This is a genomic window from Burkholderia sp. KCJ3K979, from assembly GCF_016759955.1.
In the GTDB taxonomy this organism is placed as follows: Bacteria; Pseudomonadota; Gammaproteobacteria; order Burkholderiales; family Burkholderiaceae; genus Burkholderia; species Burkholderia orbicola.
Map to the genome: position 1 here is coordinate 1 of NZ_JACFYV010000058.1, position 26063 is coordinate 26063.

The 26063-nt window shown below is 65.2% G+C and carries 21 protein-coding genes; 7 read left to right on the forward strand and 14 right to left on the reverse strand.

Going from position 1 to position 26063, the window contains the following annotated elements; translation table 11 throughout:
* Positions 1-3: 3 nt before the first annotated feature.
* The 8 genes from H3O04_RS15215 to H3O04_RS36790 all read right to left on the reverse strand — a co-directional run bounded on the left by H3O04_RS15215 (position 4) and on the right by H3O04_RS36790 (position 7338).
* On the reverse strand, positions 4-1356 hold the full coding sequence (locus tag H3O04_RS15215; RefSeq protein WP_006483500.1) for a CpaF family protein: 1353 nt from the start codon (positions 1354-1356) through the stop codon (positions 4-6).
* A gap of 3 nt (positions 1357-1359) precedes the next feature.
* Positions 1360-2598: a fimbrial protein gene (locus H3O04_RS15220; protein ID WP_202587977.1), complete on the reverse strand. Its 1239-nt coding sequence runs from the start codon at positions 2596-2598 to the stop codon at positions 1360-1362.
* A 75-nt stretch (positions 2599-2673) separates the two neighbouring features.
* Positions 2674-4005, reverse strand: a complete 1332-nt coding sequence (locus H3O04_RS15225; protein WP_011545277.1) for a type II and III secretion system protein family protein — start codon at positions 4003-4005, stop codon at positions 2674-2676.
* Positions 4006-4027: 22 nt separating this feature from the next.
* The gene (gene cpaB / locus H3O04_RS15230; RefSeq protein WP_202587978.1) at positions 4028-4933 is read right to left on the reverse strand and encodes a Flp pilus assembly protein CpaB; all 906 of its coding nucleotides are present in this window, start codon (positions 4931-4933) and stop codon (positions 4028-4030) included.
* Between the two features lie 95 nt (positions 4934-5028).
* Entirely contained in the window at positions 5029-5523 is a 495-nt protein-coding gene (locus tag H3O04_RS15235; RefSeq protein ID WP_027807339.1) for a TadE/TadG family type IV pilus assembly protein, read from the reverse strand.
* Positions 5520-6014 carry an A24 family peptidase gene (locus H3O04_RS15240; protein ID WP_077217796.1) on the reverse strand — a complete coding sequence of 165 codons (495 nt, stop codon included), beginning with the start codon at positions 6012-6014 and terminating at the stop codon, positions 5520-5522. The genes H3O04_RS15235 and H3O04_RS15240 overlap by 4 nt, the downstream gene beginning before the upstream one ends.
* Before the next feature lie 87 nt (positions 6015-6101).
* Complete coding sequence (locus H3O04_RS15245; RefSeq protein WP_011545273.1) at positions 6102-6272, reverse strand: Flp family type IVb pilin; 171 nt, start codon at positions 6270-6272, stop codon at positions 6102-6104.
* A gap of 697 nt (positions 6273-6969) precedes the next feature.
* Entirely contained in the window at positions 6970-7338 is a 369-nt protein-coding gene (locus tag H3O04_RS36790; protein ID WP_428840196.1) for a hypothetical protein, read from the reverse strand.
* On the opposite strand from H3O04_RS36790, the gene H3O04_RS15250 reads away from it, so the two are divergent.
* From H3O04_RS15250 to H3O04_RS15265, 4 genes are all read left to right on the forward strand, one after another.
* Positions 7289-8638, forward strand: a complete 1350-nt coding sequence (locus H3O04_RS15250; RefSeq protein ID WP_108725721.1) for a collagen-like triple helix repeat-containing protein — start codon at positions 7289-7291, stop codon at positions 8636-8638. The genes H3O04_RS36790 and H3O04_RS15250 overlap by 50 nt on opposite strands.
* Before the next feature lie 40 nt (positions 8639-8678).
* Positions 8679-10103, forward strand: a complete 1425-nt coding sequence (locus H3O04_RS15255) for a collagen-like triple helix repeat-containing protein (protein ID WP_124592003.1) — start codon at positions 8679-8681, stop codon at positions 10101-10103.
* A 144-nt stretch (positions 10104-10247) separates the two neighbouring features.
* On the forward strand, positions 10248-11933 hold the full coding sequence (locus tag H3O04_RS15260; protein ID WP_202587979.1) for a ShlB/FhaC/HecB family hemolysin secretion/activation protein: 1686 nt from the start codon (positions 10248-10250) through the stop codon (positions 11931-11933).
* 174 nt (positions 11934-12107) lie between these two features.
* Positions 12108-12569, forward strand: coding sequence for a DUF2147 domain-containing protein (locus tag H3O04_RS15265; protein WP_011545269.1), 462 nt, complete (start codon positions 12108-12110; stop codon positions 12567-12569).
* A gap of 99 nt (positions 12570-12668) precedes the next feature.
* Here the strand turns inward: H3O04_RS15265 and H3O04_RS15270 are convergent, their stop codons facing one another.
* The 6 genes from H3O04_RS15270 to typA all read right to left on the reverse strand — a co-directional run bounded on the left by H3O04_RS15270 (position 12669) and on the right by typA (position 22362).
* Entirely contained in the window at positions 12669-13079 is a 411-nt protein-coding gene (locus tag H3O04_RS15270; protein WP_185715383.1) for a transposase, read from the reverse strand.
* Between the two features lie 148 nt (positions 13080-13227).
* Entirely contained in the window at positions 13228-14325 is a 1098-nt protein-coding gene (gene zapE / locus H3O04_RS15275; RefSeq protein ID WP_006476155.1) for a cell division protein ZapE, read from the reverse strand.
* A 100-nt stretch (positions 14326-14425) separates the two neighbouring features.
* Positions 14426-15856 carry a dihydrolipoyl dehydrogenase gene (gene lpdA, locus H3O04_RS15280; protein WP_023474802.1) on the reverse strand — a complete coding sequence of 477 codons (1431 nt, stop codon included), beginning with the start codon at positions 15854-15856 and terminating at the stop codon, positions 14426-14428.
* An 81-nt stretch (positions 15857-15937) separates the two neighbouring features.
* Positions 15938-17218: a 2-oxoglutarate dehydrogenase complex dihydrolipoyllysine-residue succinyltransferase gene (gene odhB / locus H3O04_RS15285; protein WP_011545266.1), complete on the reverse strand. Its 1281-nt coding sequence runs from the start codon at positions 17216-17218 to the stop codon at positions 15938-15940.
* 135 nt (positions 17219-17353) lie between these two features.
* Positions 17354-20218 (reverse strand): 2-oxoglutarate dehydrogenase E1 component, encoded by a 2865-nt coding sequence (locus H3O04_RS15290; protein WP_023474804.1) that lies wholly within the window; start codon positions 20216-20218, stop codon positions 17354-17356.
* Positions 20219-20535: 317 nt separating this feature from the next.
* On the reverse strand, positions 20536-22362 hold the full coding sequence (gene typA, locus H3O04_RS15295; protein WP_006476159.1) for a translational GTPase TypA: 1827 nt from the start codon (positions 22360-22362) through the stop codon (positions 20536-20538).
* A gap of 330 nt (positions 22363-22692) precedes the next feature.
* On the opposite strand from typA, the gene H3O04_RS15300 reads away from it, so the two are divergent.
* The 3 genes from H3O04_RS15300 to H3O04_RS15310 all read left to right on the forward strand — a co-directional run bounded on the left by H3O04_RS15300 (position 22693) and on the right by H3O04_RS15310 (position 26035).
* Complete coding sequence (locus H3O04_RS15300; protein WP_011545265.1) at positions 22693-23184, forward strand: MarR family winged helix-turn-helix transcriptional regulator; 492 nt, start codon at positions 22693-22695, stop codon at positions 23182-23184.
* 87 nt (positions 23185-23271) lie between these two features.
* Complete coding sequence (locus H3O04_RS15305) at positions 23272-24768, forward strand: efflux transporter outer membrane subunit (protein ID WP_202587980.1); 1497 nt, start codon at positions 23272-23274, stop codon at positions 24766-24768.
* 52 nt (positions 24769-24820) lie between these two features.
* On the forward strand, positions 24821-26035 hold the full coding sequence (locus H3O04_RS15310) for an HlyD family secretion protein (protein ID WP_124477861.1): 1215 nt from the start codon (positions 24821-24823) through the stop codon (positions 26033-26035).
* Positions 26036-26063: the final 28 nt, after the last annotated feature.

Sequence of the window (26063 nt, forward strand, 5' to 3'; positions counted from 1 at the left end):
GCGCTAGACATTGAAGCCCCCGCCTCGCCCGAAGCTGCCACCGAACCCGCCACCACCGCCGCCCGCCGACACCAGCGTACTGCGGAAACGCGCCAGCTTCGGCGAATGCGGATGAATGCCGAGCGATTCCCAATGATCGATCTCTTCGCCCTCCGGCGTGACGCGCGCTTCGTAGCGATACAGCTCCTGCGTCGATACGATGTTGTCCGACATGCCGGTGACTTCGGTGATCGACAGGATGCGGCGGCGGCCGTTGGACAGCCGGCCGATCTGCACGATGAAGTCGATCGCGTTGGCGATCTGCCGTCGCAGGCTTGCTTCGGTTCCCTGAAAACCGGCGAAACCCGCCAGCATCTCGAGCCGGTACAAACATTCGCGCGGCGAGCTGGCGTGCACGGTGCCCATCGATCCATCGTGGCCGGTATTCATCGCCTGCAGCATTTCGAGCACCTCGCCGCCGCGCACTTCGCCGACGATGATCCGGTCCGGCCGCATCCGCAGCGTGTTTCGCAGCAGGTCGCGAATCGTCACGACGCCACTGCCGTCGAATCCGCCGGGACGACTTTCGAGCCGCACGACGTGCGGGTGATTCAGCGATAGTTCGGCCGTATCCTCGATCGTCACGACGCGTTCCGCCATCGGGATGTGGAACGCCAGCGCGTTCAGCAGCGACGTCTTGCCCGAACTGGTGCCGCCCGACACGAGCACGTTGCAGCGCGCGTCGACCGCGGCCTCGAGCAGTCGGCCGATTTCCTCGTTGTAGGTACCGTTGCCCAGCAGGTCCTCGGGCTTCAGCGGGTCCTTGCGGAACTTCCGGATCGACACGACCGGGCCGTCGATCGACAACGGTTCGATCACGACGTTGACCCGCCCGCCGTCGGGCAGCCGCGCATCGACCATCGGATTCGATTCGTCGAGCCGCCGGCCGACCGGCGCGAGAATCCGTCGCACGATCCGCAGCAGATGCGCGTTGTCGGTGAAGCGGATCGGCAGCTTCGACAGGATCCCGTGGCGCGACACGTAGATGTCGTTGTAGCCGTTGATCAGGATGTCCTCGACGTGCGGGTCCGCCAACAGGTCTTCGATCGGCCCGAAGCCGGCGAGCTCCTTCGTCAGCGCCTCGGCCACCGCACGCACCTCGCTCTCGTTGAGCGGGATGCGCCGCAACCGCACGAAGCTGTCGATTTCGAGATCGACGAACTGGTTGATCGCCTGTCGCGACCAACGGCCGAATTCGGCGCCCAGCTCCTCGATCCGCGTGAGCAGATGCTCGTGCGCGGCATTCTTGATGTCGTGGAACTGTTGCGTTTGCGAGAACGGCGCTGCGCCGTCGGCAAATTGAATGTCGTGTGCCATCGCTTACGACCGCTTCGTAGAGGATTGAATGATTCGCTTGAGCGCCGAGAGGCCGCCGGCCGCACGCTGTGCCGCTCCCGGCGCCGGCGCGCCCGCGAGCCGCTCGACCAGCGGCCCGAGCGCACGAACGTACGGATCGCGTTCCGCGACTTCGGCGATCAGCTTGCCCTGGTTCGCCGCATGCCCGATCGACACGCGCCGCGACGGCAGCGTCGCGAGCAGCGACAGATCGAGCCGTTCGGCGATCTGCGCGGGCATCAGCCCGAGCTCGGCATCGAACTGGTTGACGACGAGCCGGATCCGGTCGGTCGCGGCGCCTGCCTCGCGCAACCCGTCCAGCATCTCGACCGCCGATACGACCGATGCCACGCCCTGATCGCAAACGAGCCATGCTTCGTCCGCGAGGTTCACGACCTGCGCAATGAATTCGCGATTCGGGAAGCCGCCGAGATCGACGATCTGGTGATCGAAGAACGCCCGCAGCCGGTTCAGCAACGCCGCGCACGACGCTGTCGCCACGTCGCGCAGCTCGGCGAGATTCGGTGGCAGCGTCGTCAGCGCGACGCCGCTCGAATGGCGCGCGAGTGCGGTGGTCACGAACGTGCGGTCGATCCGGCGCAGGTTGCGCACGGCCTCGACGAAATGGAATTCGCAGCGCGTGTTCAGGAACAACGCGCCGTCGCCGGCCGGCAGCCCGAGATCGAGCAGCGCCGCCGTGCGCGCGGGATCGGCCGGCCGCCGCTGCATCAGCACCGACAGGTTCGCGGCGAGCGTGCTCACACCCATTCCGGCGCGCCCGCCAAGCAATGCGGTGACCTTTCCGTGACGATTGGCCGGCTCGCCCACGTTGTCGAGCAACACGCGCGTGATCCGCAGCGCTTCGTCGGCTGGTGCGGAGAAATCGACAAAATCGCGCACGCCCGCGCGCAGCGCGGCGAGCGCCCCTTCCGGCTGCGCGAGCGAGCCCAGTGCGACGACCGGCACGCCCGGATGCGCCGCGCGTACCGCGGCGACCACCGTGCTTGCCGCCGCGCAATCACCGGAAAAATCGATGAACACCAGTGCCGGATTCAACACGCCGATACGCTGCGACAGCGCGGCGCCATCGAGCGGCACCCCTTCGACCGCGCCGGCGGCCACCAGCGATTGCGACAGCCAGTGCACATGCTCCGCAAGCGAGGATGCGCAGACGAAGTGGTCGGTGACGGCGGGCTCAGCCAAAGAGTAGGTTCTCGCATTCATCTTGGATACTCCCAATGAAGCAAGGCATCGCGTCGTGCGCGACGGCCTGCGCGGTCCGGTAACGATTCGGCGCGCTCATTTCGAGAACCCCGGCCCTGCGTCCGGCGATGCCATGCCGCCCAGGTACGAACGCCACACCGGACCGTCGCGCTGCTCGGACAGCTCGCCCGGCGTCGCCGGCAGCGGCGCGCCCTGCGCGATCGGTGCAACGAGATGCGGCGTCACGATGATCACGAGCTCCTTGTCGTTCTGCTGGTAGCTCAGATTCTTGAAAAACGCGCCGATGATGGGCAGATCGCCCAGGAACGGCACCTTGTTGACGTTGGACGTGGTTTCGCGGTCGATCAGGCCGCCGATCACGAAGCTTTCGCCGTCGCCGAGCTCGACCGTCGTGTCCGCGCGCCGCGTCGTCAGCGCGGGCACCTGCACGCTGTTGATCGTGATCGAATGCACGAAGTCGAGCTGGCTCGACTCGGGCGCAACCTTCAGCGCGATCCGCCGCGGACTCAGCACGGTCGGCGTGACCGTCAGCCCGACGCCGTAGGGTTTCCATTCGATCGAGATCGTGCCGAGCGATTGCGGCACCGGCACCGGGATTTCGCCGCCGGCGAGGAAGTTCGCGCTCTGGCCGGACAACGCGACGAGCGTCGGCTGTGCGAGCACGCGCGCCAGGTTGTTCGCCTCGAGAATCGACAGGTCAGCGAACAATCCGCGCGACACCGAATTGACGACGAGGTTGAACGCCGACGAAATCGGTACGCTCGTGTTGTAGGTGAGCGAGCCGCCCGGCGTACCGGTAATCGAGGTGAGCCCCGTCGGCGCGAAGGCGCCGAACGCAAAGCCGTTGCTCTGCTTGAAGAAGTTCAGGCCCGCCTGCTTCAGCACCGAACGGCTGAATTCGACGACCCGCACATCGACCTGCACGACGTTCTTGCCGGAAATCGTCGACGCATCGAGCGTCGTCCCGTCCTTGCCGCCGACCGTCTTCGCCGCATGGACCGCCCGCTGATGCCCGTCGAGCGTTCCGGCCGCACCGCCGATCACCGTCGTGCCGCCATACGTGTTCACGCTCGGCGACGTGCCGTCGAGCAGTGCCCGCGCCGCACCGCTCGTGACGTTCACGTTATAGACGGTCGGCTCGTCGCGGCCGCGCTCCCAAATCATCACGTTCGTCGCGCCGGCATTCTTCGCCACCAGCAGCACGCCGCCACGCCCGCCCTTCACGACGAGCACGTCGGCCACCGACGGGTCGCCGACCGCGACCCGCTGCAGCGCGCGCCCCGTCGCAATCTGCCGCTGCGCGCCGATCGCAAGGCTGATCGTGCCGCTCGTGTCGGCCGCGTCCGACAGCGGCGGCATCGCCAGCGCGCTCAATGCAATAGCCAAACCAATCAGTTTCTTTTTCATTGTTTTGCCGTCGTCGTCCCGCTCAATAAGCGACCGTTTCGGTCCGCCCACCCCGAATCACTTCGATGCTGCCGCCGCTCGGATGCCGCGCGACCACCCGCGGCACCGCACGCGGGGCCGGTGCCGCCGTCGTCGCGCTCTTCGACAACTCGCCCAGCACCACGCCCGCCGCGGCAAGCGCCGACGGGCTCTTGTCGTCGCCGACACGGACCGCGACGGTTTGCGTCGCGACATCTTCGTCGCGCGGGCTACGCAGCGCGAGCACGAGCCGGCCGCTCTGCTCGGCGAGCGTCAGCGCGTCCACCTGCGCGGTCGGCACCGCCAGCACCGCGGTCCGCGTCCCGACCACCGAGCCGTTCGAGCTGTCGCGCTCGGTCGTCGCATCGCCGAACGACAGCACGCGGACCTTCGACATCAGCAGCCGCGCCTGGGTATTCACGATCTCCGCCGTCGACGTCCCGCCGATCGCCACGCCGGTCCCGTCGCGCTTCAGATTCAGGAACACGTCGACATAGTTGCCGGGCCGCACGCGGTTGCCGACCGCGTTGGTCTCGTCGACCTTGATCGCGACGGCACGCTCTCCCGGTGCGAGCTGCTCGGCGAGGCCGGACGACAATGCGCTCGCGACGACGGCCGCCTGCGCGGGAATATCGGCTGCCGGAATGCGGCCAACCAGTTGCAGCGGATCGGCGAACGCGCCCTGCGGCGCGGCGGTCGACTGCTGCACCTTCAGCGCCTCGGCCGGAATCGGCTGGCCGGCTTGCAACGGCCGCGTCGTCACGACGACCGGCACGCTCTGCGTCGCGACCGTCGCGGCAACCGGCGCGACGTCGGCCGGCTTGCGACCGAGCATCCACGCATAGACGCCGAGCAGGATCGCGATCGCGATCAGCAAGCCTGCAATGATCTTCGTCAGGTTGTTGGCCATGGTGTTGTTATGTTTCCCCGCTACTCACGATTGAATTCTCCACGCAGCATGGCCGACCGGGCGCCCTCGACCCGGTACGACGCCGTTGCTGCCGTCTATATGATGTTGACCGGGCTGATCTGCACCATCGCGGTTCCGGTGAGTGTCGACGGCACCGGCAACAGCGAACCGAGCAGCGGAAACGGTGGAATCAGCGGGCTCTGCGAGTAGGGATAAGTCAGCGTGATCTGCACGCACAGCATCGTCGGGTCGTACGAGCAGCTGCCTTGCTGCGTGGGTGAGCATGTCGACCCTTTCAGCCATGTGGTCAGGTTCGTCGCGGCCGTGCATGCTGCCTGGGCCCGCGCCGCCAGCGCGGCTTGCTGGGCCGCCTGCACCGACGCGGCCGCGCCGACCTGCTGATAGTTCAACGCGGCGCGAGCGCCTTCCGTGGCGGCAAGCGTCAGGTTTTGCTGGGCCGCGAAGATCATCCCGTACGTGATAATCGCGTACAGGATCAGGAAGAACACGGGGAGCACCATCGCAAACTCGATCGCCGTCGCGCCGCGCTGGCGACGCCGCATGCCGGATGCCGGAAGAACGGCTGTCATTGCATTCCCCCCGTCGCGATCCGGTACAGGCACCACAGCGCCGCGGGAATCACGAGAAACGCGGCATACGGCGACGCCCGGAAACCGGCGATCTGCATCGTCGGCGAACGCCGCTGCCACAATGCCGACACCGGCGTACGGGTGGCGAAAACCAGCGTGCCGGCATGCGCGAATGCCAGCAGGCTTGCAATGATCCAGAGCCACAGCAGCGCATGCGGGCCGCACCACGCGCCCAGCACCGCGAATACCTTGACATCCGCGGCACCCATTACGCGCAGCACAAAAAACGGGAAAAGGCTGAGAAAGCCGATCAGTACGCCAATGAGCGCCTGATTCACGGATATGCCGAACGGATTATGCCCGGCGAGCACAAATGCAGATACGAACCCACCGATCACCAGTGAATTCGGTATACGCCTATGACGGATGTCCTCGAGCGCGACGAGCACCGCCCACGCGAGGAAAACCCCGACGCCAGTTAGCAGGATCATTTACGCCCCGAACGGCAAAACTTACCGCGCGGATTGCCGAAGCAATCCGCGCCCCTAACAACAGGGAAATGAGCCGAAGCTCGTTCGTTATACCGACGGCAGCTTGCTCGCGATGTAGGAGAACGCCCCCGAGATGCCGGTTGTCAACGTGCTCATGGCCGTGACGAGAGCGACTGCGATAAGTCCTGCGATGAGTCCGTACTCGACTGCGGTAACCCCGTCTTCTTCCTTAAGGAAACGCTTGATGATTGCTTTCATTTTATTCCTCGTGCCTGTATTTACGTTTTCTGGCCTTTTATACGTATACGTCCCCGCATATCTGGCCGTTTGCCCCAACCGTTCGCCACATCTGCTGTAACGACAACCGGGTGCGCTTTCTTTATAGGTCGCCCCGAAGGGCATTGCTCACGATTTGATGCAAGTTAACATTCGCGATAGCGCTCCTCCTCGAACGTAGTGTACCGAACCGTACATTTGCTTACATCTGCTCCGGATTCTATATCCGATCCCATTTAAATTCCAACCTCTTTTAACCACTCTGACGGAAAAAAATGACCGGGAGCACAACGTATTTGTACGGCGTTTCGGTACGACTTACACATAGGATTTACGATAGGTTAGATGTGCACACCTAATCCACCAGTAAAACAATGGCCTCGTCCAGCAAGCGTCCAGGGCCCCCACGTTACGCCGCACGCGTAACGCCAATGTTGTGACGTTACGTTACGAAACGGCCGAAACCGTTCTCATTCATCCGCACTTAAACAGATTCAACAATCTTTCAAGTTCCGTAACTTCCTTTTCCGACAAGGAATTGCCTCGTTTAAAACCTGTTGCCGAACCGTCGGGCATCGAAATGGCACGACAGTTGCAGAGTAGTCCTCGCACCACTCAACACAACGCAGTTCACAACACATTTTTAATGCGAGGAAGAAATGGACATTAAGGTTATCCCTCATGGCGTGTTCCGGACGACTCTGATCGCGGCCACCGTTGCAGCCATGCTTTCCCTCTCCGCGTGCGGCGGCTCCGGCTCCATCAGCCAGGGTCTCGGCGGCGGCGGTTCGAGCTCCGGCGGCGGCGATACGATCTCCACGTCGGGCGGCAACGGCTCGAGCGGCACCTCGGGTACGAGCGGCACCTCCGGCACCAGCGGGACTTCGGGCACGAGCGGTACGTCCGGTACGTCCGGCACCAGCGGAACCTCTGGTACGAGCGGCACGTCGGGCACCAGCGGCACCTCGGGCACGAGCGGGACGTCCGGCACCTCGGGTGTGTCATCGAACGCAGTGGGAACTGTCCTCGCAAGCAGCAGCAACATCATCACGAACGCCGGCAGCACCGTCTCCGGTCTCGGCTCCGTCATCGGCAGCCAGACGCTGCCTGGCGTCAATCCGGCCACCACGCAAGCCGCGGGCGGCATCGTGCAAAGCGTCGGCGGCGCGGTCACCGCACTGGGCAACGGCCTCGGCAACGGGCTCGGCCAGCTCGGCGCGACGAAGGACCCGGTCGGCACCACGGTCGCCAGCACCGGCGGCGTGGTCAATCAGCTCGGCGGCGCAGTCACGCAAACGGGCAACCTGGTCACGAGCCTCGGCAGCGGCCCGCTGTCGCCGCTCGCGCCGGTCACCGGCGCCGTCGGCGGCCTCGTCACGACGCTCGGCGGCGCCGTGTCGAACGGCGGCACCACGCTCACCAATGTGCTGTCGACCGGCCCGATCCAGCAGGTCACGCAAACGGTCAGCTCGGCCATCACGCCGATCACGACGATGGTCGGCCAGACGACCCAGACGATCGGCACCGCAACCGGCCTCGGCGCACCGGTCAACACGCTGCTCGGCACGGTCGGCAACGGGCTGAACCAGGCCGGCGCCCTGCTCGCATCGACGGGCGGCAACCCGGTCACCACGGGTCTCGGCAACACCGTCTCGTCGACGGGCAACACCGTGAAGGCCGTCGGCGGCCTGCTCACGGGCGGCACCGGCGGCGTGACCAACCCGCTCGCCCCGCTCACGGGCCTCGTCTCCACGGTTACCGGCGCACTCGGTGGCGCGACGGGTGGCGGTAGCGGTCCTCTCGCACCGGTCACGGGCCTCGTCTCGACGGTCACCGGCGCACTCGGTGGCGTAGCAGGCGGCGGCAGCGGCCCGCTCGCTCCGGTCACGGGCCTCGTCTCCACGGTCACCGGCGCGCTCGGCGGCGTAGCAGGCGGCGGCAGCGGTCCGCTCGCTCCGGTCACGGGTCTCGTCTCCACGGTCACCGGCGCACTCGGCGGCGCAGCAGGCGGCGGCAGCAGCCCGCTCGCACCGGTTACGGGCCTCGTCTCCACGGTCACCGGCGCGCTCGGCGGCGCAACGGGTGGTACCAGCGGCGGCCCGCTCGCCCCGGTCACGGGTCTCCTCGGCGCAGTCACGGGCGCCCTCGGCGGCGCAACGGGTGGCGCAGGCGGCAGCAGCCCGCTCGCCCCGGTGACGAACGCCGTCTCCACGGTGACGAGCACGGTCGGCGTACCGGCACTGAGCGGCGGCACGGGTGCCGTCACGAACTCGGGCGCGTCGTCGAATCCGCTTGCGCCCGTCACGTCGCTGATCGGCGGCCTGCTCGGCGGCACGCACGGCAAGTAATCCGACATCCATTCATCGAAAAGACAGCGAGGAGTCCATCATGTCCCAGCAACGTTCCATCCCGACGGTCGCCCTGCGCCAGTGGCGCGCGCCCCTCACCGCCTTCGCCGCGGCGTGCCTGCTGGCCGCCTGCGGCGGCGGCGGCGTCAGCTCGCCGCCGACCAGCAGCAACGACAACAACAACCCGAGCACGAGCGGCACGTCCGGCACGAGCGGTACCAGCGGCTCGTCGACCGGCACCAAGGGTGTCATCAGCACGGTCGGCCAGACGGCCACCGACCTCGGCAGCACGGTCGGCAACATCAGCCTGCCGGGCCTCGGCGACGGCGTGACGAAGGGCGTCGGCAGCACGCTGTCCAGCACCGGCACGATCGTCGGCGCGGCAGCCGATGCGGTGAGCAACGGGCTGGGACAGATCGGCTCGACGAAGGACCCGGTCGGCACCACGGTTGCCGGTCTCGGCAACGTCGTCGGCGCAACCAGCAACACGGTGTCCGGCCTGAGCTCGACGGTCAAGGCGCTGGGCACGGGCCCGCTGGCACCGCTCGCGCCGGTCACGACGCCGGTCGGCACCGTGCTCGACACGGTCGCCAACGGCCTGACGGCCGCCGGCACGACGATCGGCTCGACGCTGTCGTCGGGCGCCGTGCAGCAGGTCACGCAACCGATCAGCTCGGCGATCACGCCGCTCGTGATCACCGCGGGCCAGGTCACGCAGCAGGTCGGCACGACGACCGGCCTCGGCCAACCCGTCTCGGGCCTGCTCGGCCAGATCGGCGGCGCCATCAGCTCGGCCGGCAAGCAGGTCGGCGGCACGTCGAGCCAGCCGCTCGTCGGCGACGTCGGCCAACTCGTGACCGCGGTCGGCAACACCGTGACCAACGCGGGCGGCCTCGTCAACCCGAACGGCCCGAATGGCGCGGCGCCGATCCCCGGCCTGATCACGAGCCTCGTCGGCGGCTCGACGGCAACCGTCCAGAACGGCTCGTCGTCGGGTTCCGGCTCGACGAACCCGCTCGGCGGCCTGCTGTCGGGTCTCGGCTCGACGCCGCTCGGTTCGCTCACGGGCGCCCTCGGCGGCGCAACGGGCGGCTCGGGCAGCGGCCCGCTCGCGCCGGTGACCGGCCTCGTCTCCACGGTGACCGGCGCACTGGGTGGCGCGGCAGGCGGCAGCAGCGGTCCGCTGGCACCCGTCACGAATCTCGTGTCGACGGTGACGGGCACGCTCGGCGGCGCAACGGGTGGCGCAGGCAGTGCAAACCCTCTCGCGCCCGTCACCGGTTTGCTGAATACTGTCACCGGAGCAGTGGGCGGTGCAGCGGGGTCCGGGGGCTCGAGCCCGCTCGCGCCCGTCACGTCGCTGGTCGGCAGCGTGTCGGGTACGGCATCGTCGGGCAGCGGTTCGACGGGCCTGCTGGCACCGGTCACGGGGTTGCTGGGTACGCTGGGTAGCGTTGGCAGGTAAGGAGGACGGTCGCGTCATCGCAGCCGGAGCGAATGGCGCGGCCGTACAAACACAACCGGCATGGCGGCACGCGGCGCGCGACACTCGGATGTCGCGCGCCGGCATTACAAAGAAGACGAAAAGCAAGGCCTACGAGGAAGAACAATGAAATCCAGACTCGACAGATGGATGATGCTGCTTGCCATCGCGGCGACAGGCACGGCACAGGCACAAACGCGCGTCGGCGGTAACCCGCTCGACTCCCTTCCCCAGATCAACGCACCGAAGACGGGCCCGAACGTCACCGTTCAGGTCGCGCCGCAGGCGCCGCAATTGCAAGAGCTGCTGTCGCGGCACCTGACGCCGAAGACGTTCCAGGTCGAAGGTGTGAAGTCGGTACCGTTCGAGGAAATCACGCGCCGCTTCACGCCGCTCGTCGGCAAGGACATCACGATCGGCGAGCTGATCGAAACCGCCAACGGCGTGACCAAGCTGTACCAAGAGCGCGGCTACGCGCTGTCGTTCGCGTTCGTTCCCGCGCAGACGTTCGAGGACGGCGTCGTGCGCATCACGGTGGTCGAAGGCTATGTGTCGGACGTCAAGGTCACCGGCAAACCCGGCGCGATGGAACCGAAGATTCGCGCGATTGCCGCGCACATCACGGCCGACCGACCGCTGCGCCGCGCGACGTTCGAGCGCTACGTGAACACGTTCGGCCTGCTGCCCGGCCTCACGGTGAAGGCGAATGTCCCGCCGCCGCAAACCACCGACGGCGCGACAACGCTCGAGCTCGCGGTCGACCGCAAGCCGTTCAACGTCAGCACGGGGATCGACTTCAACCACCCGGGCGTCCAAGGGCTCATCACCGCGACCGAAAACGGCCTGACGCGGTTCGGCGAGCAACTGAGCATCTCGGCGCTCGCGCCGCCGGGACGCGACAAGCAAACCTACTTCGCGTTCAGCGGCGCCCTGCCCGTCGGCAGCAGCGGACTGATCACGCGACTCGATGCCAGCACGTATCGCGGCAAGCCGACCGACAACCCGGGGTTGCCGTCGTACGTCGAGCGCACCGTAAAGAACGAGAAATTAGGTCTTTCGGCATCCTATCCGATCTTGCTGAATAACCAGCGCAGCCTGCTCGGCACCGTGTCGGGTTATGCGTCGCATAACGAGGACCGCTACCAGAACAAGATCAACGGTGCGAGCCTCGACAACCGGTCGCAGGTTCGTGTTCTTCAATTGCAGTTTGACTACACGAGTGTCCAGCCGAAGCAGGTGCGCAAATTGAGCGTCAACGTTGCCAAAGCATTCGATATCCTCGGTGCATCGAAATCGCAGATCGGCACGAACGGCGGCACCACAACAAACTACGACGACCCGATCTCGCTGACCTTCGTTCGCACCGGCGCGACTTTCACGCAGACGAACGAATGGCCGTTCCGGATCGGCACGTCGGTTTCGCTGACCGGGCAATACAGTCCCGACTCGCTGCCGACGTCCGAGCAGATCTCGTTCGGCTCGACCCGTTACGCGCTCGGCTACCAGCCGGGCGAAACGTCGGGCGACTCGGGCTGGGGGATGTCGCTGGAAGTCAACCGCGGCTTCACGCCGGGCTGGACGTATCTGAAATCGATCACGCCGTACATCGCATACGACATGGCGCGCGTGTATCTGCACTCGGGCACGCCGTCACCGAACCGCATGTCGTCGGTCGGCATCGGCGTGCGGCTCACGGACAGCCGCTACTACAGTCTCGACCTGAACGTCGCCAAACCGGTGGGCGACGCACCAGTCGAAAGCGCGTCACGCAGCCCACGCATCAACGCCGCGTTCTCCTATCAGCTCAACTGATCGGTCACCAAAGCCTCGAAACAGCCCGCATCACGCGGGCTGTTTCGATTAGAGTCCCCTCTATCAAACGTGGCGCGCGGTTTCACGTATTCTGGCGAAGCTCGCAACATGCCCGCCCCATGCAGACGGGCGTGCGGGCGAATCGAACAGACATGCAAAACAAGGAGGATGACAATGATTCAACTGACTCGCCCGTTGCGTGCAATCGCCATTGCCGGCGCCCTGCTCGCGTGCGCAGCCCCCACCTTCGCGCAAGCCGACAGCCCCATCGGCATGTGGCAAACGATCGACGACAACACCCATCAACCGAAGGCACTCGTGCAGATCGCCGAGGACGGCGACGGCGCGCTGACCGGCAAGGTCGTCAAGGGCCTCGGCGCGAACGATACGCCCGATCGCCGCTGCACCGCGTGCACGGACGAGCGCAAGGATCAGCTCATCAAGGGCATGACGATCATCAAGGCGATGAAGAAGGACGGCGACCACTGGGACGGCGGCAACATTCTCGACCCGGAGAACGGCAAGGTCTACAAGTGCAAGATGACGCTTGAAGACGGTGGCCAGAAGCTCGTGGTGCGCGGCTACATCGGCGTGTCGCTGCTCGGTCGCTCGCAGACCTGGGTTCGCCAGCAATAACGCTCCACGCGCCAAAACGCGCGGCTCAATAAAAATCGGCCTGCGACAACGTCGTCAGGCCGATTTCTTTTGGTGCGCGCACAACGAAAAGCGATGGAATCACGCTGCGTGCTTCATTGCACCCGATGCATAGCTGCCTAGTGCCCGATACGCGGGTGCTGCGTTGCTACGCGCCTCCGCCGCTTTCGATTGCGTGTGCTTGCGCATCCGCGCGGAGAGTTCATTGCACAGATTCATGCCGGCTTCGCCATAAAGCTCACGCATCACATTCATCAGCGTGCCCGTTTCGTGCCACACCTTGAAGCGGCGATGGCATGTTTGATACGACGGGTAACGGCGCGGCATGGCCGACCAGGTTGCGCCGCTGTAGATCACCCAGAGCACCCCGTTCAGCACGGCCCGCGTATTGGCTAACGGCCGGCCGCGCAACTCGGTGCGCGGCTGCATTTCGGGCAGAAGCGGCGCGACGCAGCGCCATTCGTGGTCGGTCAAATCGCGATACGGTGTCATGGACATCTCCAGCCTTAATAACCATGACACCACAATATCGGCTCACCTCAACGATGAATATAAGACAAATCCGAAAATACCCGTAGATCGACTTGATTTAACCGAAATTGACGTTTAAATCCCGCCAATTACCCAAGCCCGCATCCACTCAGGTCAACGACGTATCGACGATGCGGCGCGGTGTTTCGAGATACTCCTTCGACTGCATCTCGACGATGCGCGAGACCGTACGCGCGAATTCGTTGGCCATCGGGCCTTCGACGTACAGTTCCTCGGCCGGCACCGCCGCGGACATCAGCAGCTTGACCTTGTGGTCGTACAGCACGTCGATGAGCCACGTGAAGCGGCGCGCCTCGGACGCCATCCGCGGCGACATCTGCGGCACCTCGGACAGCACGATCGCATGGAAGCGGCTCGCCAGTTCGAGGTAGTCGTTCTGCGAACGCGGGCCGCCGCACAGCGTCGCGAAATCGAACCACACGACGCCGTCCGCCTTGCGCAGCGCCTTCAGTTCGCGCTTCTCGATATGCAGGATCGGGCTCTCATCGGGCACGGCCGCGAGCTTGCCGAATGCATGGCGCAGTTCGCGATCGGCATCCGCGCCGAGCGGCGTGTGATACATCTTCACCTGCGCGAGCGTGCGCTGGCGATAATCGACCCCCGCATCGACGTTGAGCACGTCGAGCTTGTCCTTGATCAGCGCGATTGCCGGCAGCATGCGGTCGCGATGCAGGCCGTCCGGATACAGATCGTCGGGATCGTAATTCGACGTCATCACGAACTGCACGCCGTTGTTGAACAGACGATCGAGCAGGCGGTACAGGATCATCGCGTCGGCGATGTCCGACACGTGGAACTCGTCGAAACAGATCAGCCGGTAACGCTTCGCGATGCGTCGCGCGAGTTCGTCGAGCGGATCGGCCTGCCCTTTCAGTTCCTCGAGTTCGCGGTGCACTTCACGCATGAATTCGTGGAAATGCAGGCGCGTCTTGCGCTGCACGGGCACCACCGCGTAGAAGCTGTCCATCAGGAAGCTCTTGCCGCGACCGACACCGCCCCACATGTAGACGCCGCGCGGCAGGTCCGGGTGATTGATGAGCTTCTTGAACGCGTTCGAGCGACGCGCCTTGTAGTCGACCCATTCGTCGAAGCAGCGCTGCAGGCGATCGACGGCCGCGCGCTGAGCGGGATCGGACTGATAGCCGCGCGTGGTCAGTTCGCGCGTGTAGTATTCGGTGACGTTCATCGGGGCAAACCGGAAAAAACAAAGGCGAGCGGGAAAAACCCGCCCGCCTTCGTCATGAGACGGTTGCGCCAGCCGATGGCCGGCCGGCGCTATACCGCGCTCAGCTGTTCAGCGAGCGCTTGTCGACCGCGAGCGCCGCTTCGCGCATCACTTCCGACATCGACGGGTGCGGATGGCAGATGCGGGCGATGTCTTCCGACGCCGCCTTGAACTCCATCGCGACCACGGCTTCCGCGATCAGGTCCGACGCGTTCGCGGCGATCACGTGCACGCCGAGCAGCTCGTCGGTCTTCGCATCCGCGATCATCTTCACGAAGCCGTCCGGCGCGTTCATGCCGAGCGCGCGGCCGTTGATCGAGAACGGGAACTTGCCCGTCTTGATCTCGCGGCCTTCCGCCTTCAGCTGCTGCTCCGTCTTGCCGACCCATGCGATTTCCGGGTACGTGTAGATCACCCACGGAATACAGTTGTAGTCGATGTGCGGCTTCTGGCCGTCGATCACTTCCGCGACCAGCACGCCTTCGTCTTCCGCCTTGTGCGCGAGCATCGGGCCACGCACCACGTCACCGATCGCGTACACGTTCGGCACCGCCGTGCGGCAGTGGTCGTCCACATCGATGAAACCACGCTCGTTCGCCTTCAGGCCGATCGCCTCGAGGCCGAGGTTGTCGGTGTTCGGCACGCGGCCGACCGACACGATCAGGCGGTCGGCGTCGAGCGTCTGCGCGTTGCCGTCCTTGTCCGTGTAGGCGATCGACACGCCGTCGGCGGTCGTCTTCACGTCGCCGATCTTCACGCCGAGATGGATGTCGAGGCCCTGCTTCTTGAACAGCTTGGCCGCTTCCTTCGCGAGTGCTTCGTCGGCTGCGCCGAGGAACGCCGGCAGCGCTTCGAGCACCGTCACGTCGGCACCCAGGCGACGCCACACCGAGCCGAGCTCGAGGCCGATCACGCCCGCGCCGATCACGGCGAGCTTCTTCGGCACCGCGTCGAACGTCAGCGCACCTTCGTTGTCCGACACGATCTTGTTGTCGACCGGGATGTTCGGCAGGTGACGCGCCTTCGACCCCGTCGCGATGATCACGTTCTTCGCGGTGACGACTTCGGCTTCACCCTCGCCGCTCACTTCGATCTGCACGCCGGCGTCGGTCTTGCCGGTGAACTTGCCATGGCCCTTCAGCCAGGTGATCTTGTTCTTCTTGAACAGGAACTCGATCCCGCTCGTCATCTTCTCGACGATCGCATCCTTGCGGCCGAGCATCTTCGCGACGTCGATCTTCACGCCGTCGACCGTGATGCCGTGGTCGGCCAGGTGGTGCGACGTGTTCTCGAACTCTTCCGACGACGCGAGCAGCGCCTTCGACGGGATGCAACCGACGTTCAGGCAGGTGCCGCCGAGCTTCAGCGCGCCGGCCGGGTTCTTCCACTTCTCGATACAGGCAACGGTCTTGCCGAGTTGCGCGGCGCGAATCGCGGCGATGTAGCCGCCAGGGCCGGCGCCGATCACGACGACGTCAAATTCCTTGGACATGACAATCCTTTCTACTTGTACGCCCGCAGGTTCGCACGTGGGCGCGAACCTGCGGAACGGGTCGATGCGGTGAGACTCGGCTTACAGGTCGAGCAGCAGGCGTGCCGGATCTTCCAGCGCATCCTTCATCGCGACGAGCGACAGCACGGCTTCGCGGCCGTCGATGATGCGGTGGTCGTACGACAGCGCGAGGTAGTTGATCGGGCGGATCACGATCTGGCCGTTCTCGACGACCGGGCGCTCCTTCGTCGCGTGCACGCCGAGGATGGCCGACTGCGGCGGGTTGATGATCGGGGTCGACAGCATCGAGCCGAACACGCCGCCGTTCGAGATCGAGAACGTACCGCCCGTCATTTCCTCGATCGACAGCTTGCCGTCCTTCGCCTTCTGGCCGAATTCGGCGATCTTCTTCTCGATCTCGGCGAGGCTCAGTTGATCCGCGTTGCGCAGGATCGGCACGACCAGGCCGCGCGGCGAACCGACCGCGATACCGATGTCGAAGTAGCCGTGGTAGACGATGTCGTTACCGTCGATCGATGCGTTCACGAGCGGGAACTTCTTCAGCGCATGGACGGCCGCCTTCACGAAGAACGACATGAAGCCGAGCTTCACGCCGTGTTCCTTCTCGAACTTGTCCTTGTACTTGTTGCGCAGTTCCATGACCGGAGCCATGTTCACTTCGTTGAACGTCGTCAGGATCGCGTTGGTCTGCTGCGATTCGAGCAGACGCTCGGCGATACGCGCACGCAGGCGCGACATCGGCACGCGCTGTTCCGGACGGTCGTTCAGCCAGGTCGCTGCCGACGCCGGCACCTTCACTTCCGGCAGCGCCGGCTTCGCGGCGGCGGTCTTCGCCGGTGCGGCGGCCGGAGCAGCCTTCGGTGCGCTGCCTGCTGCCAGCGCGTCGCCCTTCGTGACGCGGCCGTCGCGACCCGAACCTGCGACGTCGCCCGTCGACAGGCCCTTCTCGGCCAGCAGCTTCGCTGCTGCCGGCGATGCGGCGGCCGAGCTCGATGCCGTTGCGGCTGCCGGCTGAGCGGCCGGTGCGGCGGCGGCTGCAGGCGCGGCTGCCGGCTTGACTTCGGCGGCGCCTGCCGCTGCTTCGGCAGCACCTGCCTTCGCTTCGGTGTCGATCGTCGCGATGATCTGGTCGGCCACGACCGTGTCACCGTCGTTCTGCAGCACTTGCGCGAGCACGCCCGCTGCCGGCGCCGGCACTTCGAGGACGACCTTGTCGGTCTCGAGTTCGATCAGGATTTCGTCCTGCGCGACTGCTTCGCCCGGCTTCTTCTTCCACTGCAGCATGGTGGCTTCCGACACCGACTCCGACAACTGGGGGACTTTGACTTCTACGATAGCCATGTGATTTTCCTGGATGCTTAATCTGGGGTGTGACGAGGTTCGTGCGATTCCTTCGGCCGGTGCGGCGCGCGACGCGCCCGGCGGGCCAAAAGGAACGGGAAAGCGCCGCGCGCCTTCCCGTTTCGCTTCCGTCGGTTATTTCGCGATCGATGCGCTCTTCAGGCGGCCGAATGCCCCTTCGATCAGGGCCTTCTGCTGCTCGTAGTGCTTCGCGTAGTAGCCGACCGCCGGCGAGGCCGAAGCCGGACGGCCGCTGTATGCCAGCTTCTGCCCTTCCTTCATGCCTTCCTTCAGGTGGTGCTCGACGTAGAACCAGGGACCCTGGTTCTGCGGCTCGTCCTGCACCCAGACCACTTCAGTCGCGTTCTCGTACTTCTTCATTTCGGCTTCGAACTGCTTGTGCGCGAACGGATACAGCTGCTCGATACGGATGATCGCGACGTCGTTCGCCTTCGCTTCGCGGCGATGCGCGACGAGGTCGTAATACACACGGCCCGAGCACACCAGCACGCGCTTGACCTTCTTCGCGTCGATGCCGCCGTCGGTTTCGCCCAGCACCGGCTGGAACGAGCCCTTCGCGAGTTCCGACAGGTCCGACACCGCTTCCTTGTGACGCAGCAGCGACTTCGGCGTCGCGACGATCAGCGGCTTGCGGAACAGGCGGATCATCTGGCGACGCAGCAGGTGGAAAATCTGCGCCGGCGTCGTCGGCTGGACGACCTGCATGTTGTGGTCGGCACACAGTTGCAGGAAACGCTCGATACGCGTGGACGAGTGTTCCGGACCCTGGCCTTCGTAGCCGTGCGGCAGCAGCATCGTGAGACCCGACACGCGGCCCCACTTCACTTCGCCCGACGAGATGAACTGGTCGATCACGACCTGCGCGCCGTTGACGAAGTCGCCGAACTGCGCTTCCCACAGCACGAGCGTGTTCGGCTCGGCGGTCGAATAACCGTATTCGAAGCCCAGCACCGCTTCTTCCGACAGCACCGAGTCGATCACCGTGAACTTCGCCTGACCGTCGGCGATGTTCTGCAGCGGCACGTACGTGCCGTCGTTCCAGCGCTCGCGGTTCTGGTCGTGCAGCACCGCGTGACGGTGCGTGAACGTGCCGCGGCCCGAGTCCTGGCCCGTCAGGCGCACCGAGTAGCCCGATGCGACGAGCGACGCGAATGCGAGGTGTTCGCCCATGCCCCAGTCGAGCGGCTGGTCGCCGCGCGCCATGTTGCGGCGGTCGTTGATCACGCGCTCGACGAGCGGGTGAACCTTGAAGTTTTCCGGGACCGTCGTGATGCGTTCGCCCAGGCGCTTCAGTTCGGCGAGCGGCACGGCCGTGTCGGCTGCGTCCGTCCACTTGCGGTTCAGGAACGGCACCCAGTCGACCGCGTACTTGCTCTTGTAGTTCGACAGGACCGGATCGACGGTGTGGTGGCCGTCGTCCATCGCCTTGCGGTACGCCTTCACGTAGTTGTCGGCGTCTTCCGCGGTGATCACGCCCTGCTGCACGAGCTTCTCGGCGTACAGCGCACGGGTGCCCGGGTGCTGCGCGATCTTCTTGTACATCAGCGGCTGCGTGACCGCCGGCGTGTCCTGCTCGTTGTGACCCAGCTTGCGGAAGCAGACGATGTCGATCACGACATCCTTGTGGAACTGCATCCGGTAGTCGATCGCGATCTGGATCGCGAGCACGACAGCTTCCGGATCGTCGCCGTTCACGTGCAGCACCGGCGCCTCGATCATCTTGACGACATCGGTACAGTACAGCGTCGAGCGCGCGTCGCGCGGGTCGGACGTCGTGAAGCCGATCTGGTTGTTGATGACGATGTGCAGCGTGCCGTGGGTGCCGTAACCGCGCGTCTGCGCGAGGTTCAGCGTTTCCATCACGACGCCCTGGCCGGCAAAGGCCGCGTCGCCGTGGATCTGCACCGGCAGCACTTGCAGGCCGTCTTCGTCGCCGCGACGGTCCATCCGCGCCTTCGCGGAACCTTCGACCACCGGGTTGACGATTTCGAGGTGCGACGGGTTGAACGCGAGCGACAGGTGGACCGGCCCGCCTTCCGTCGACACGTCCGACGAGAAGCCCTTGTGGTACTTCACGTCACCGGCCGGCAGGTCGTCGACGTGCTTGCCTTCGAATTCGGCGAACAGGTCGGCCGGCATCTTGCCCAGCGTGTTGACCAGCACGTTCAGACGGCCGCGGTGGGCCATGCCGATGATGATTTCCTGCACGCCGCTCTTGCCCGCGTGCTGGACGACTTCGTCCATCGCGGCGATGAAGCTTTCGCCGCCTTCGAGCGAGAAGCGCTTCTGGCCGACGTACTTGGTGTGCAGGTAGCGCTCGAGGCCTTCGGCGGCCGTCAGGCGATTCAGGATGTGCTTCTTCTTCTCGATCGAGAACGACGGCGTCGCGCGGGTCGACTCCAGGCGCTCCTGCCACCAGCGCTTCTGTTCCGGGTCGCTGATGTACATGTACTCGGCGCCGATCGTGCCGCAGTACGTGTCGCGCAGACCCTTGACGATGTCACGCAGCGAAGCCTGGTCGAAACCGAAGTACAGGTTGCTTGCGCTGTAGGTCTGGTCGAGGTCGCCTTCGGAGAAGTCGTAGAAAGCCGGTTCGAGTTCGGGAATGGCGGGACGTTCGCGACGCTTCAGCGGATCGAGGTTGGCCCATTGCGAGCCGAGGAAGCGGTAGGCGCTGATCAGCGACTGGACGTGCACCTGCTTGCGTGCGGTCGCGAGATTGCTGGTGCTTTCACGGGGGATGAAGGCATTGGCCTTCGCACGCTCGGCGAACGATTCGACGATCGGGAAGTGAGCGACGTCATTGGCATTCGAGCCGTCGGTTGCAGGCACGTTCTGCAACGCGTCGAAATACTCGCGCCAGTTCTCCGGCACCGATGCCGGATTGTTGAGGTATGCATCGTACAGTTCTTCAACGTACGAAGCATTGCCGCCGAACAGATAGGAGTTCAGCTGAAACTGCTTCATTACATCTGACATTTTACGCTCACCTTTCTTCGAGCTTCTCGAGAAATAGCGGGTTACTCAACCTTCCGCGACACGGCCTGACCGTTTAGCGGATTGCGAATCAAGTCTTGCTTGGAAGGACCTAAAACTTGCGTGCGCGCAGCATATCACAGAACCGATACCGGAGTTCACGGCGAAATGTGCCTGAAAGCGCCGCGCGGCGGGGTTTTGCCGGATTGCGGCGACCTGCGGGAACAGTGTTTTGCAGGCAATCCGGTTGCACGACGCGCAGATGCAAAAAAGGCTGCCCGAAGGCAGCCTTTTTCGTCGTGCTCGGGAACGATCGATGCTTAGTCGACCGCACCTTCGCGGCTCGCGCGGCGACGCTCGTGCTCCTTCAGGAAGCGCTTGCGCAGGCGGATCGACTGCGGCGTCACTTCGACGAGCTCGTCGTCGTCGATGAATTCCACCGCGTATTCCAGCGACATCTGGACCGGCGGCACGAGACGCACGGCCTCGTCGGTGCCCGACGCGCGCACGTTGGTCAGCTGCTTGCCCTTGATCGGGTTCACGACGAGGTCGTTGTCGCGGCTGTGGATGCCGATGATCATGCCCTCATACAGCGCGTCGCCCGGCTTCACGAACATGCGGCCGCGATCCTGCAGCTTCCACAGTGCGTAAGCAACCGCAGCGCCGTCGTCCTGCGAGATCAGCACGCCGTTGCGGCGCTCGAAGACCGAGCCGTCCTTGACCGGCGCGTACGAGTCGAAGATGTGGCTCATCAGGCCCGTGCCGCGCGTGAGCGTCAGGAATTCGCTCTGGAAGCCGATCAGGCCACGTGCCGAGATCTTGTACTCCAGGCGCGTGCGGCCGCGGCCGTCCGACGCCATGTCGAGCATTTCGCCCTTGCGGCGGCCGAGCTCTTCCATCACGCCGCCCTGGTGTTCGTCCTCGACGTCGACCGTCAGCAGCTCGTACGGCTCGTGACGCACGCCGTCGATTTCCTGCATCACCACGCGCGGACGCGACACGGCCAGCTCGTAGCCTTCGCGACGCATGTTCTCGACGAGAATCGTCAGGTGCAGTTCGCCGCGGCCCGACACTTCGAACACAGTTTCGTCACCGGTATCCTTCACGCGCAGCGCGACGTTGTGGTTCAGTTCCTTCATCAGACGGTCGCGGATCTGGCGGCTCGTCACGAACTTGCCTTCGCGGCCGGCGAGCGGCGACGAGTTGACGAGGAAGTTCATCGTCAGCGTCGGTTCGTCGACGGTGATCATCGGCAGCGCTTCCGGCGTATCGACAGCGCAGATCGTCGCGCCGATGCCGACGTCTTCAATACCGTTGATCAGCACGATGTCGCCCGCTTCCGCCGATTCGACTTGCACGCGCTCCAGCCCCTTGAACGACAGCACCTGGTTGATCTTACGGTTCAGCACGTCGCCTTCCGGGCCGAAGCGCATCACGACCGGCTGGCCCGGCTTGATGCGGCCGCGCGTGATGCGGCCGACGCCGATCCGGCCGACGTACGTCGAATAGTCGAGCGACGTGATCTGGAGCTGCAGCGGCGCTTCCGGATCGGCCGGGCGAACCGGCACGTGCTCGAGGATCGCCTCGAACAGCGGACGCATGTCGCCTTCGCGCGCGGCCGGGTCGAGCGACGCGTAGCCGTTCAGGCCCGACGCGTAGACGATCGGGAAGTCGAGCTGCTCTTCGGTCGCGCCGAGCTTGTCGAACAGGTCGAAGGTCTGGTTGATCACCCAGTCGATCCGCGCGCCCGGGCGGTCGATCTTGTTGACGACGACGATCGGCTTCAGGCCGAGCGCGAGCGCCTTCTTCGTGACGAAGCGCGTCTGCGGCATCGGGCCCTCGACCGCGTCGACGAGCAGCAGCACCGAGTCGACCATCGACAGCACGCGCTCGACTTCGCCGCCGAAGTCCGCGTGCCCCGGGGTGTCGACGATGTTGACGTGCGTGCCTTCGTATTCGACCGCGCAGTTCTTCGCGAGAATCGTGATCCCGCGCTCTTTTTCGATGTCGTTCGAATCCATCACCCGCTCCGCAATCTGCTGGTTGTCGCGGAAGGTGCCGGACTGGCGGAGCAGTTGGTCGACGAGCGTGGTCTTGCCGTGGTCGACGTGGGCGATGATGGCGATATTGCGAAGGGCGCGGGTCATAGAAACCTGGAAATCCGTTTGAACGCGCAAACGCGCGCGCTCGTTTTTCACGGGCGCGCGCCGTTGCAGCTTGGTGAGCCTCAAATTATAGCACGTGCGAGTGGCGAGAGCTGGCCTACACGTTGCAACGCAACAAAACGGGCTGCCCCGCCCTTCGCCCCCGACCCGGTCGAGCCTCTTCCGCACCACGACCGACACGCCGAAAAACCTTATCGGGACAAGGGATTCTGGCCGGACGGAGCGCGCGTTTCGCGGTTCGATTAACATTTGCCGCGGCAAGCAATTGTGCCTATACTGCTGCCTAGTCAACTATTGCAGCTTCAGGGTTTTATGTCGGATTCTCCTACCCCACCGCCCGTTTCGCCGCTGTCTACGTATCAGATGAACGACAGCGTCGGTTATCTGATGTCGCGCGTGAAGTCGGTGATGACCAATCTCGTCACGCAGCGCACGCAGGAAGAGCTGGGCATCACGGGCACGCAAGCGAGCATGCTGTTCATGATCGCGGTCGGCAAGTGCTCGACGGCCGCCGAACTCGCACGCGAATACGGCATCGACGCAAGCGCGGTCACGCGCCTGCTCGACCGGGTCGAGAAACGCGGCCTGCTGTCGCGCGTGCGGAGCGTCGAGGATCGGCGCGTCGTGCGGCTCGAGCTCACCGACGAAGGCCGCGCGCTGGCCGAACGGCTGCCGCCCATTTTCCGCAGCGTGCTCGACCAGGTGCTGGACGGGTTTACGCCGGAAGAAGTCGGGTTCCTGAAGAGCATGCTGCGCCGCATTCTCAGCAACTATTGCGAGACGACCGGCGGTAGCATCACGTAATAGTTGCCATAACAATTACTTTTGACAGATTAATGTAAGGAAATCCTTGCAGTGTCCATCATTCATTCCGAGTCAGGGGTTAGCGCGATGAAAACCTCCCCGTTGTCCGTGCGCGCCGGGTCGTGTCGTGCCGCCGTCGCCACCGCGGTCGCCGCGCTGGCGCTGGCGGGCTGCGCGAATTACATCGGCATCAAGAGCGACAAGCAGATCGCCCCCGCGTCGCAATTCGAATCCGCCCAGAGCCTGCCGGCCCAGGGCGGCCAGTGGCCGGCACTCGACTGGGCCAACCAGTTCGGCGATCCGCAACTGCCGAAGCTGATCGACGAAGCGCTGCAGGGCAACCCGTCGATCGCGCAGGCCCAGGCGCGCATCGCGAAAGCCTCGTCGTACATCGAATCGTCCCGCTCGAACCTGATGCCGAAGGCCGAAGCCAGCTATTCGTGGACGCGCGAGCTGTATTCGTCGAATGCACTGTTCCCGCCCCCGTACGGCGGCCAGTGGTACAGCGAGAACAATGTGCTCGCGAGCGCCTCGTGGGAACTCGATCTGTGGGGCAAGAACCGCGAACGCCTGCACACGGCCGTATCGCAGGAAAAAGCCGCCGAAGCCGACATGCAACAGGCGCGCATCACGCTCGCGTCGTCGGTCGCGCGCACTTACAACTCGCTCGCGCAGCTCTATGCGCTGCGCGACATCGCGCAGCGCGAGATCACCAACCGCGAGACGGTCGGCAAGATCACCGACGGCCGCGTATCGGCCGGCCTCGACACCAACGTCGAGCGCCAGACGGCCCGCGGCAACATCGCGACGACCCAGGCTTCGCTGTCGGACCTCGACGGGCAGATCACGACGGTGCGCTACCAGCTCGCCGCGCTGCTCGGCAAAGGCCCGGATCGCGGGCTGCAGATCGCGGCGCCCGTGCTGAACCCGAGCGGCGACGTCACGCTGCCCGGCAACCTGCCGGCCGATCTCGTGTCGCGCCGCCCCGACATCGTCGCCGCGCGCTGGCAGGTCGAAGCCGCGATGCACGACGTGAAGGAAGCGAAGGCCGAGTTCTACCCCGACGTGAACCTCGCGGCCGGCTTCGGCTTCGATGCGTTCGGCTGGGGCAAATTCCTGAACTTCGCGAGCCGCCAGGCGCAGTTCGGCCCGGCGATCCACCTGCCGATCTTCGATGCCGGCGCGCTGCGCGCCCAGCTCAAGGGCCGCTACGCCGACTTCGACCTGTCGGTCGCGAACTACAACCAGACGCTGATCAGCGCGCTGAACGACGTCGCAACGCAGGTCGCGTCGATCCGCGCGATCGATCGGCAGATGGGCGACGCCCAACGTGCGCTCGACGCGTCGACGCGCGCGTACGATCTCGCGGTCATTCGCTACAAGGCCGGCCTGTCGCCGCAACTGCAGGTGCTGACGGCGGACAGCAACCGCCTCGCATCGGAGCAGACGGTGACCAACCTGAAGATGCGTCGCCGCGACATGCAGCTCGCGCTGATCAAGGCGCTCGGCGGCGGGTTCGACGCAACCGGCACGCCGCTCGCCGCGCCCGATGCCGCCACGCCGACCAAACAGGCCGCCAACTGAGCCGGCGCCACCACTACGCAGACACTCGAAATAACGGACGGAGAAAATCGCCATGAGCGACCAACAAAACGCCGCCAGCGCGCAGCCGCAGAACAACGGCAAGCGCAAACGAATGATGACGCTGCTCGTCGCGGTCATCGTGATCGCGGCCATCGCATACGGCCTGTACTACTTCCTCGTCGCCCGCTTCCATGAAGACACCGACGATGCCTACGTGAACGGCAACGTCGTGCAGATCACGCCGCAGGTCACCGGCACCGTGATCGCCGTGAAGGCGGACGACACGCAAACGGTGAAGGCCGGCGACCCGCTCGTCGTGCTCGACCCCGCCGATTCGCAGGTCGCGCTGCAGCAGGCGGAAGCCAATCTCGCGCAGACGGTGCGCCAGGTGCGCGGCCTGTTCGTCAACGACGACCAGTACCGCGCGCAAGTCGCGCTGCGCCAGTCCGACCTGTCGAAGGCCCAGGACGATCTGCGCCGCCGCCTCGCCGTCGCGCAGACGGGCGCCGTGTCGCAGGAAGAAATCTCGCACGCCCGCGACGCGGTGAAGGCCGCGCAGGCATCGGTCGACGCCGCGCAGCAACAGCTCGCATCGAATCGCGCATTGACCGCGAACACGACGATCGCATCGCACCCGAACGTGATGGCCGCCGCCGCGAAGGTGCGCGACGCGTACCTCGCAAACGCGCGTAACGTGCTGCCGGCGCCGGTCACCGGCTACGTCGCGAAGCGCTCGGTGCAGGTCGGCCAGCGCGTGTCGCCCGGCAACCCGCTGATGTCGGTGGTGCCGCTCAATGCCGTGTGGGTCGACGCGAACTTCAAGGAAGTCCAGCTGAAGCACATGCGCGTCGGCCAGCCGGTCGAGCTGACGGCCGACATCTATGGTTCGTCGGTCACGTACCACGGCAAGGTCGTCGGCTTCTCGGCCGGCACGGGCTCGGCGTTCTCGCTGCTGCCGGCGCAGAATGCGACCGGCAACTGGATCAAGGTCGTGCAGCGCCTGCCGGTGCGGATCGAGCTCGATCCGAAGGATCTCGACAAGCATCCGCTGCGTATCGGCCTGTCGATGCAGGTCGACGTGGACATCAAGGACGAACGCGGCGACCAGCTCGTCAACGCGCCGAACACCGTCTACGAGACCAACGTGTTCGCGAAATACGGCGACGAGGCCGACGCCGAAATCGCGCGCATCATCGCCGAGAACGCGGGCGGCAACGCATCGGCGCCGGTCGCGGCGAAGCAGAACACCGCCGCGAAAATGATGTAACCGTTCCGACTCCGGAAAGACAACCGAC

Excerpts from the sequence above, each read along its gene's own strand:
- H3O04_RS15215 (WP_006483500.1), bottom strand. The coding sequence starts at position 1,356 with ATGGCACACGACATTCAATTTGCCGACGGCGCAGCGCCGTTCTCGCAA.
- H3O04_RS15220 (WP_202587977.1), bottom strand. The coding sequence starts at position 2,598 with ATGAATGCGAGAACCTACTCTTTGGCTGAGCCCGCCGTCACCGACCAC.
- H3O04_RS15225 (WP_011545277.1), bottom strand. The coding sequence starts at position 4,005 with ATGAAAAAGAAACTGATTGGTTTGGCTATTGCATTGAGCGCGCTGGCG.
- cpaB (WP_202587978.1), bottom strand. The coding sequence starts at position 4,933 with ATGGCCAACAACCTGACGAAGATCATTGCAGGCTTGCTGATCGCGATC.
- H3O04_RS15235 (WP_027807339.1), bottom strand. The coding sequence starts at position 5,523 with ATGACAGCCGTTCTTCCGGCATCCGGCATGCGGCGTCGCCAGCGCGGC.
- H3O04_RS15240 (WP_077217796.1), bottom strand. The coding sequence starts at position 6,014 with ATGATCCTGCTAACTGGCGTCGGGGTTTTCCTCGCGTGGGCGGTGCTC.
- H3O04_RS15245 (WP_011545273.1), bottom strand. The coding sequence starts at position 6,272 with ATGAAAGCAATCATCAAGCGTTTCCTTAAGGAAGAAGACGGGGTTACC.
- H3O04_RS36790 (WP_428840196.1), bottom strand. The coding sequence starts at position 7,338 with ATGATGTTGCTGCTGCTTGCGAGGACAGTTCCCACTGCGTTCGATGAC.
- H3O04_RS15255 (WP_124592003.1), top strand. The coding sequence starts at position 8,679 with ATGTCCCAGCAACGTTCCATCCCGACGGTCGCCCTGCGCCAGTGGCGC.
- H3O04_RS15260 (WP_202587979.1), top strand. The coding sequence starts at position 10,248 with ATGAAATCCAGACTCGACAGATGGATGATGCTGCTTGCCATCGCGGCG.
- H3O04_RS15265 (WP_011545269.1), top strand. The coding sequence starts at position 12,108 with ATGATTCAACTGACTCGCCCGTTGCGTGCAATCGCCATTGCCGGCGCC.
- H3O04_RS15270 (WP_185715383.1), bottom strand. The coding sequence starts at position 13,079 with ATGACACCGTATCGCGATTTGACCGACCACGAATGGCGCTGCGTCGCG.
- zapE (WP_006476155.1), bottom strand. The coding sequence starts at position 14,325 with ATGAACGTCACCGAATACTACACGCGCGAACTGACCACGCGCGGCTAT.
- lpdA (WP_023474802.1), bottom strand. The coding sequence starts at position 15,856 with ATGTCCAAGGAATTTGACGTCGTCGTGATCGGCGCCGGCCCTGGCGGC.
- odhB (WP_011545266.1), bottom strand. The coding sequence starts at position 17,218 with ATGGCTATCGTAGAAGTCAAAGTCCCCCAGTTGTCGGAGTCGGTGTCG.
- H3O04_RS15290 (WP_023474804.1), bottom strand. The coding sequence starts at position 20,218 with ATGTCAGATGTAATGAAGCAGTTTCAGCTGAACTCCTATCTGTTCGGC.
- typA (WP_006476159.1), bottom strand. The coding sequence starts at position 22,362 with ATGACCCGCGCCCTTCGCAATATCGCCATCATCGCCCACGTCGACCAC.
- H3O04_RS15300 (WP_011545265.1), top strand. The coding sequence starts at position 22,693 with ATGTCGGATTCTCCTACCCCACCGCCCGTTTCGCCGCTGTCTACGTAT.
- H3O04_RS15305 (WP_202587980.1), top strand. The coding sequence starts at position 23,272 with ATGAAAACCTCCCCGTTGTCCGTGCGCGCCGGGTCGTGTCGTGCCGCC.
- H3O04_RS15310 (WP_124477861.1), top strand. The coding sequence starts at position 24,821 with ATGAGCGACCAACAAAACGCCGCCAGCGCGCAGCCGCAGAACAACGGC.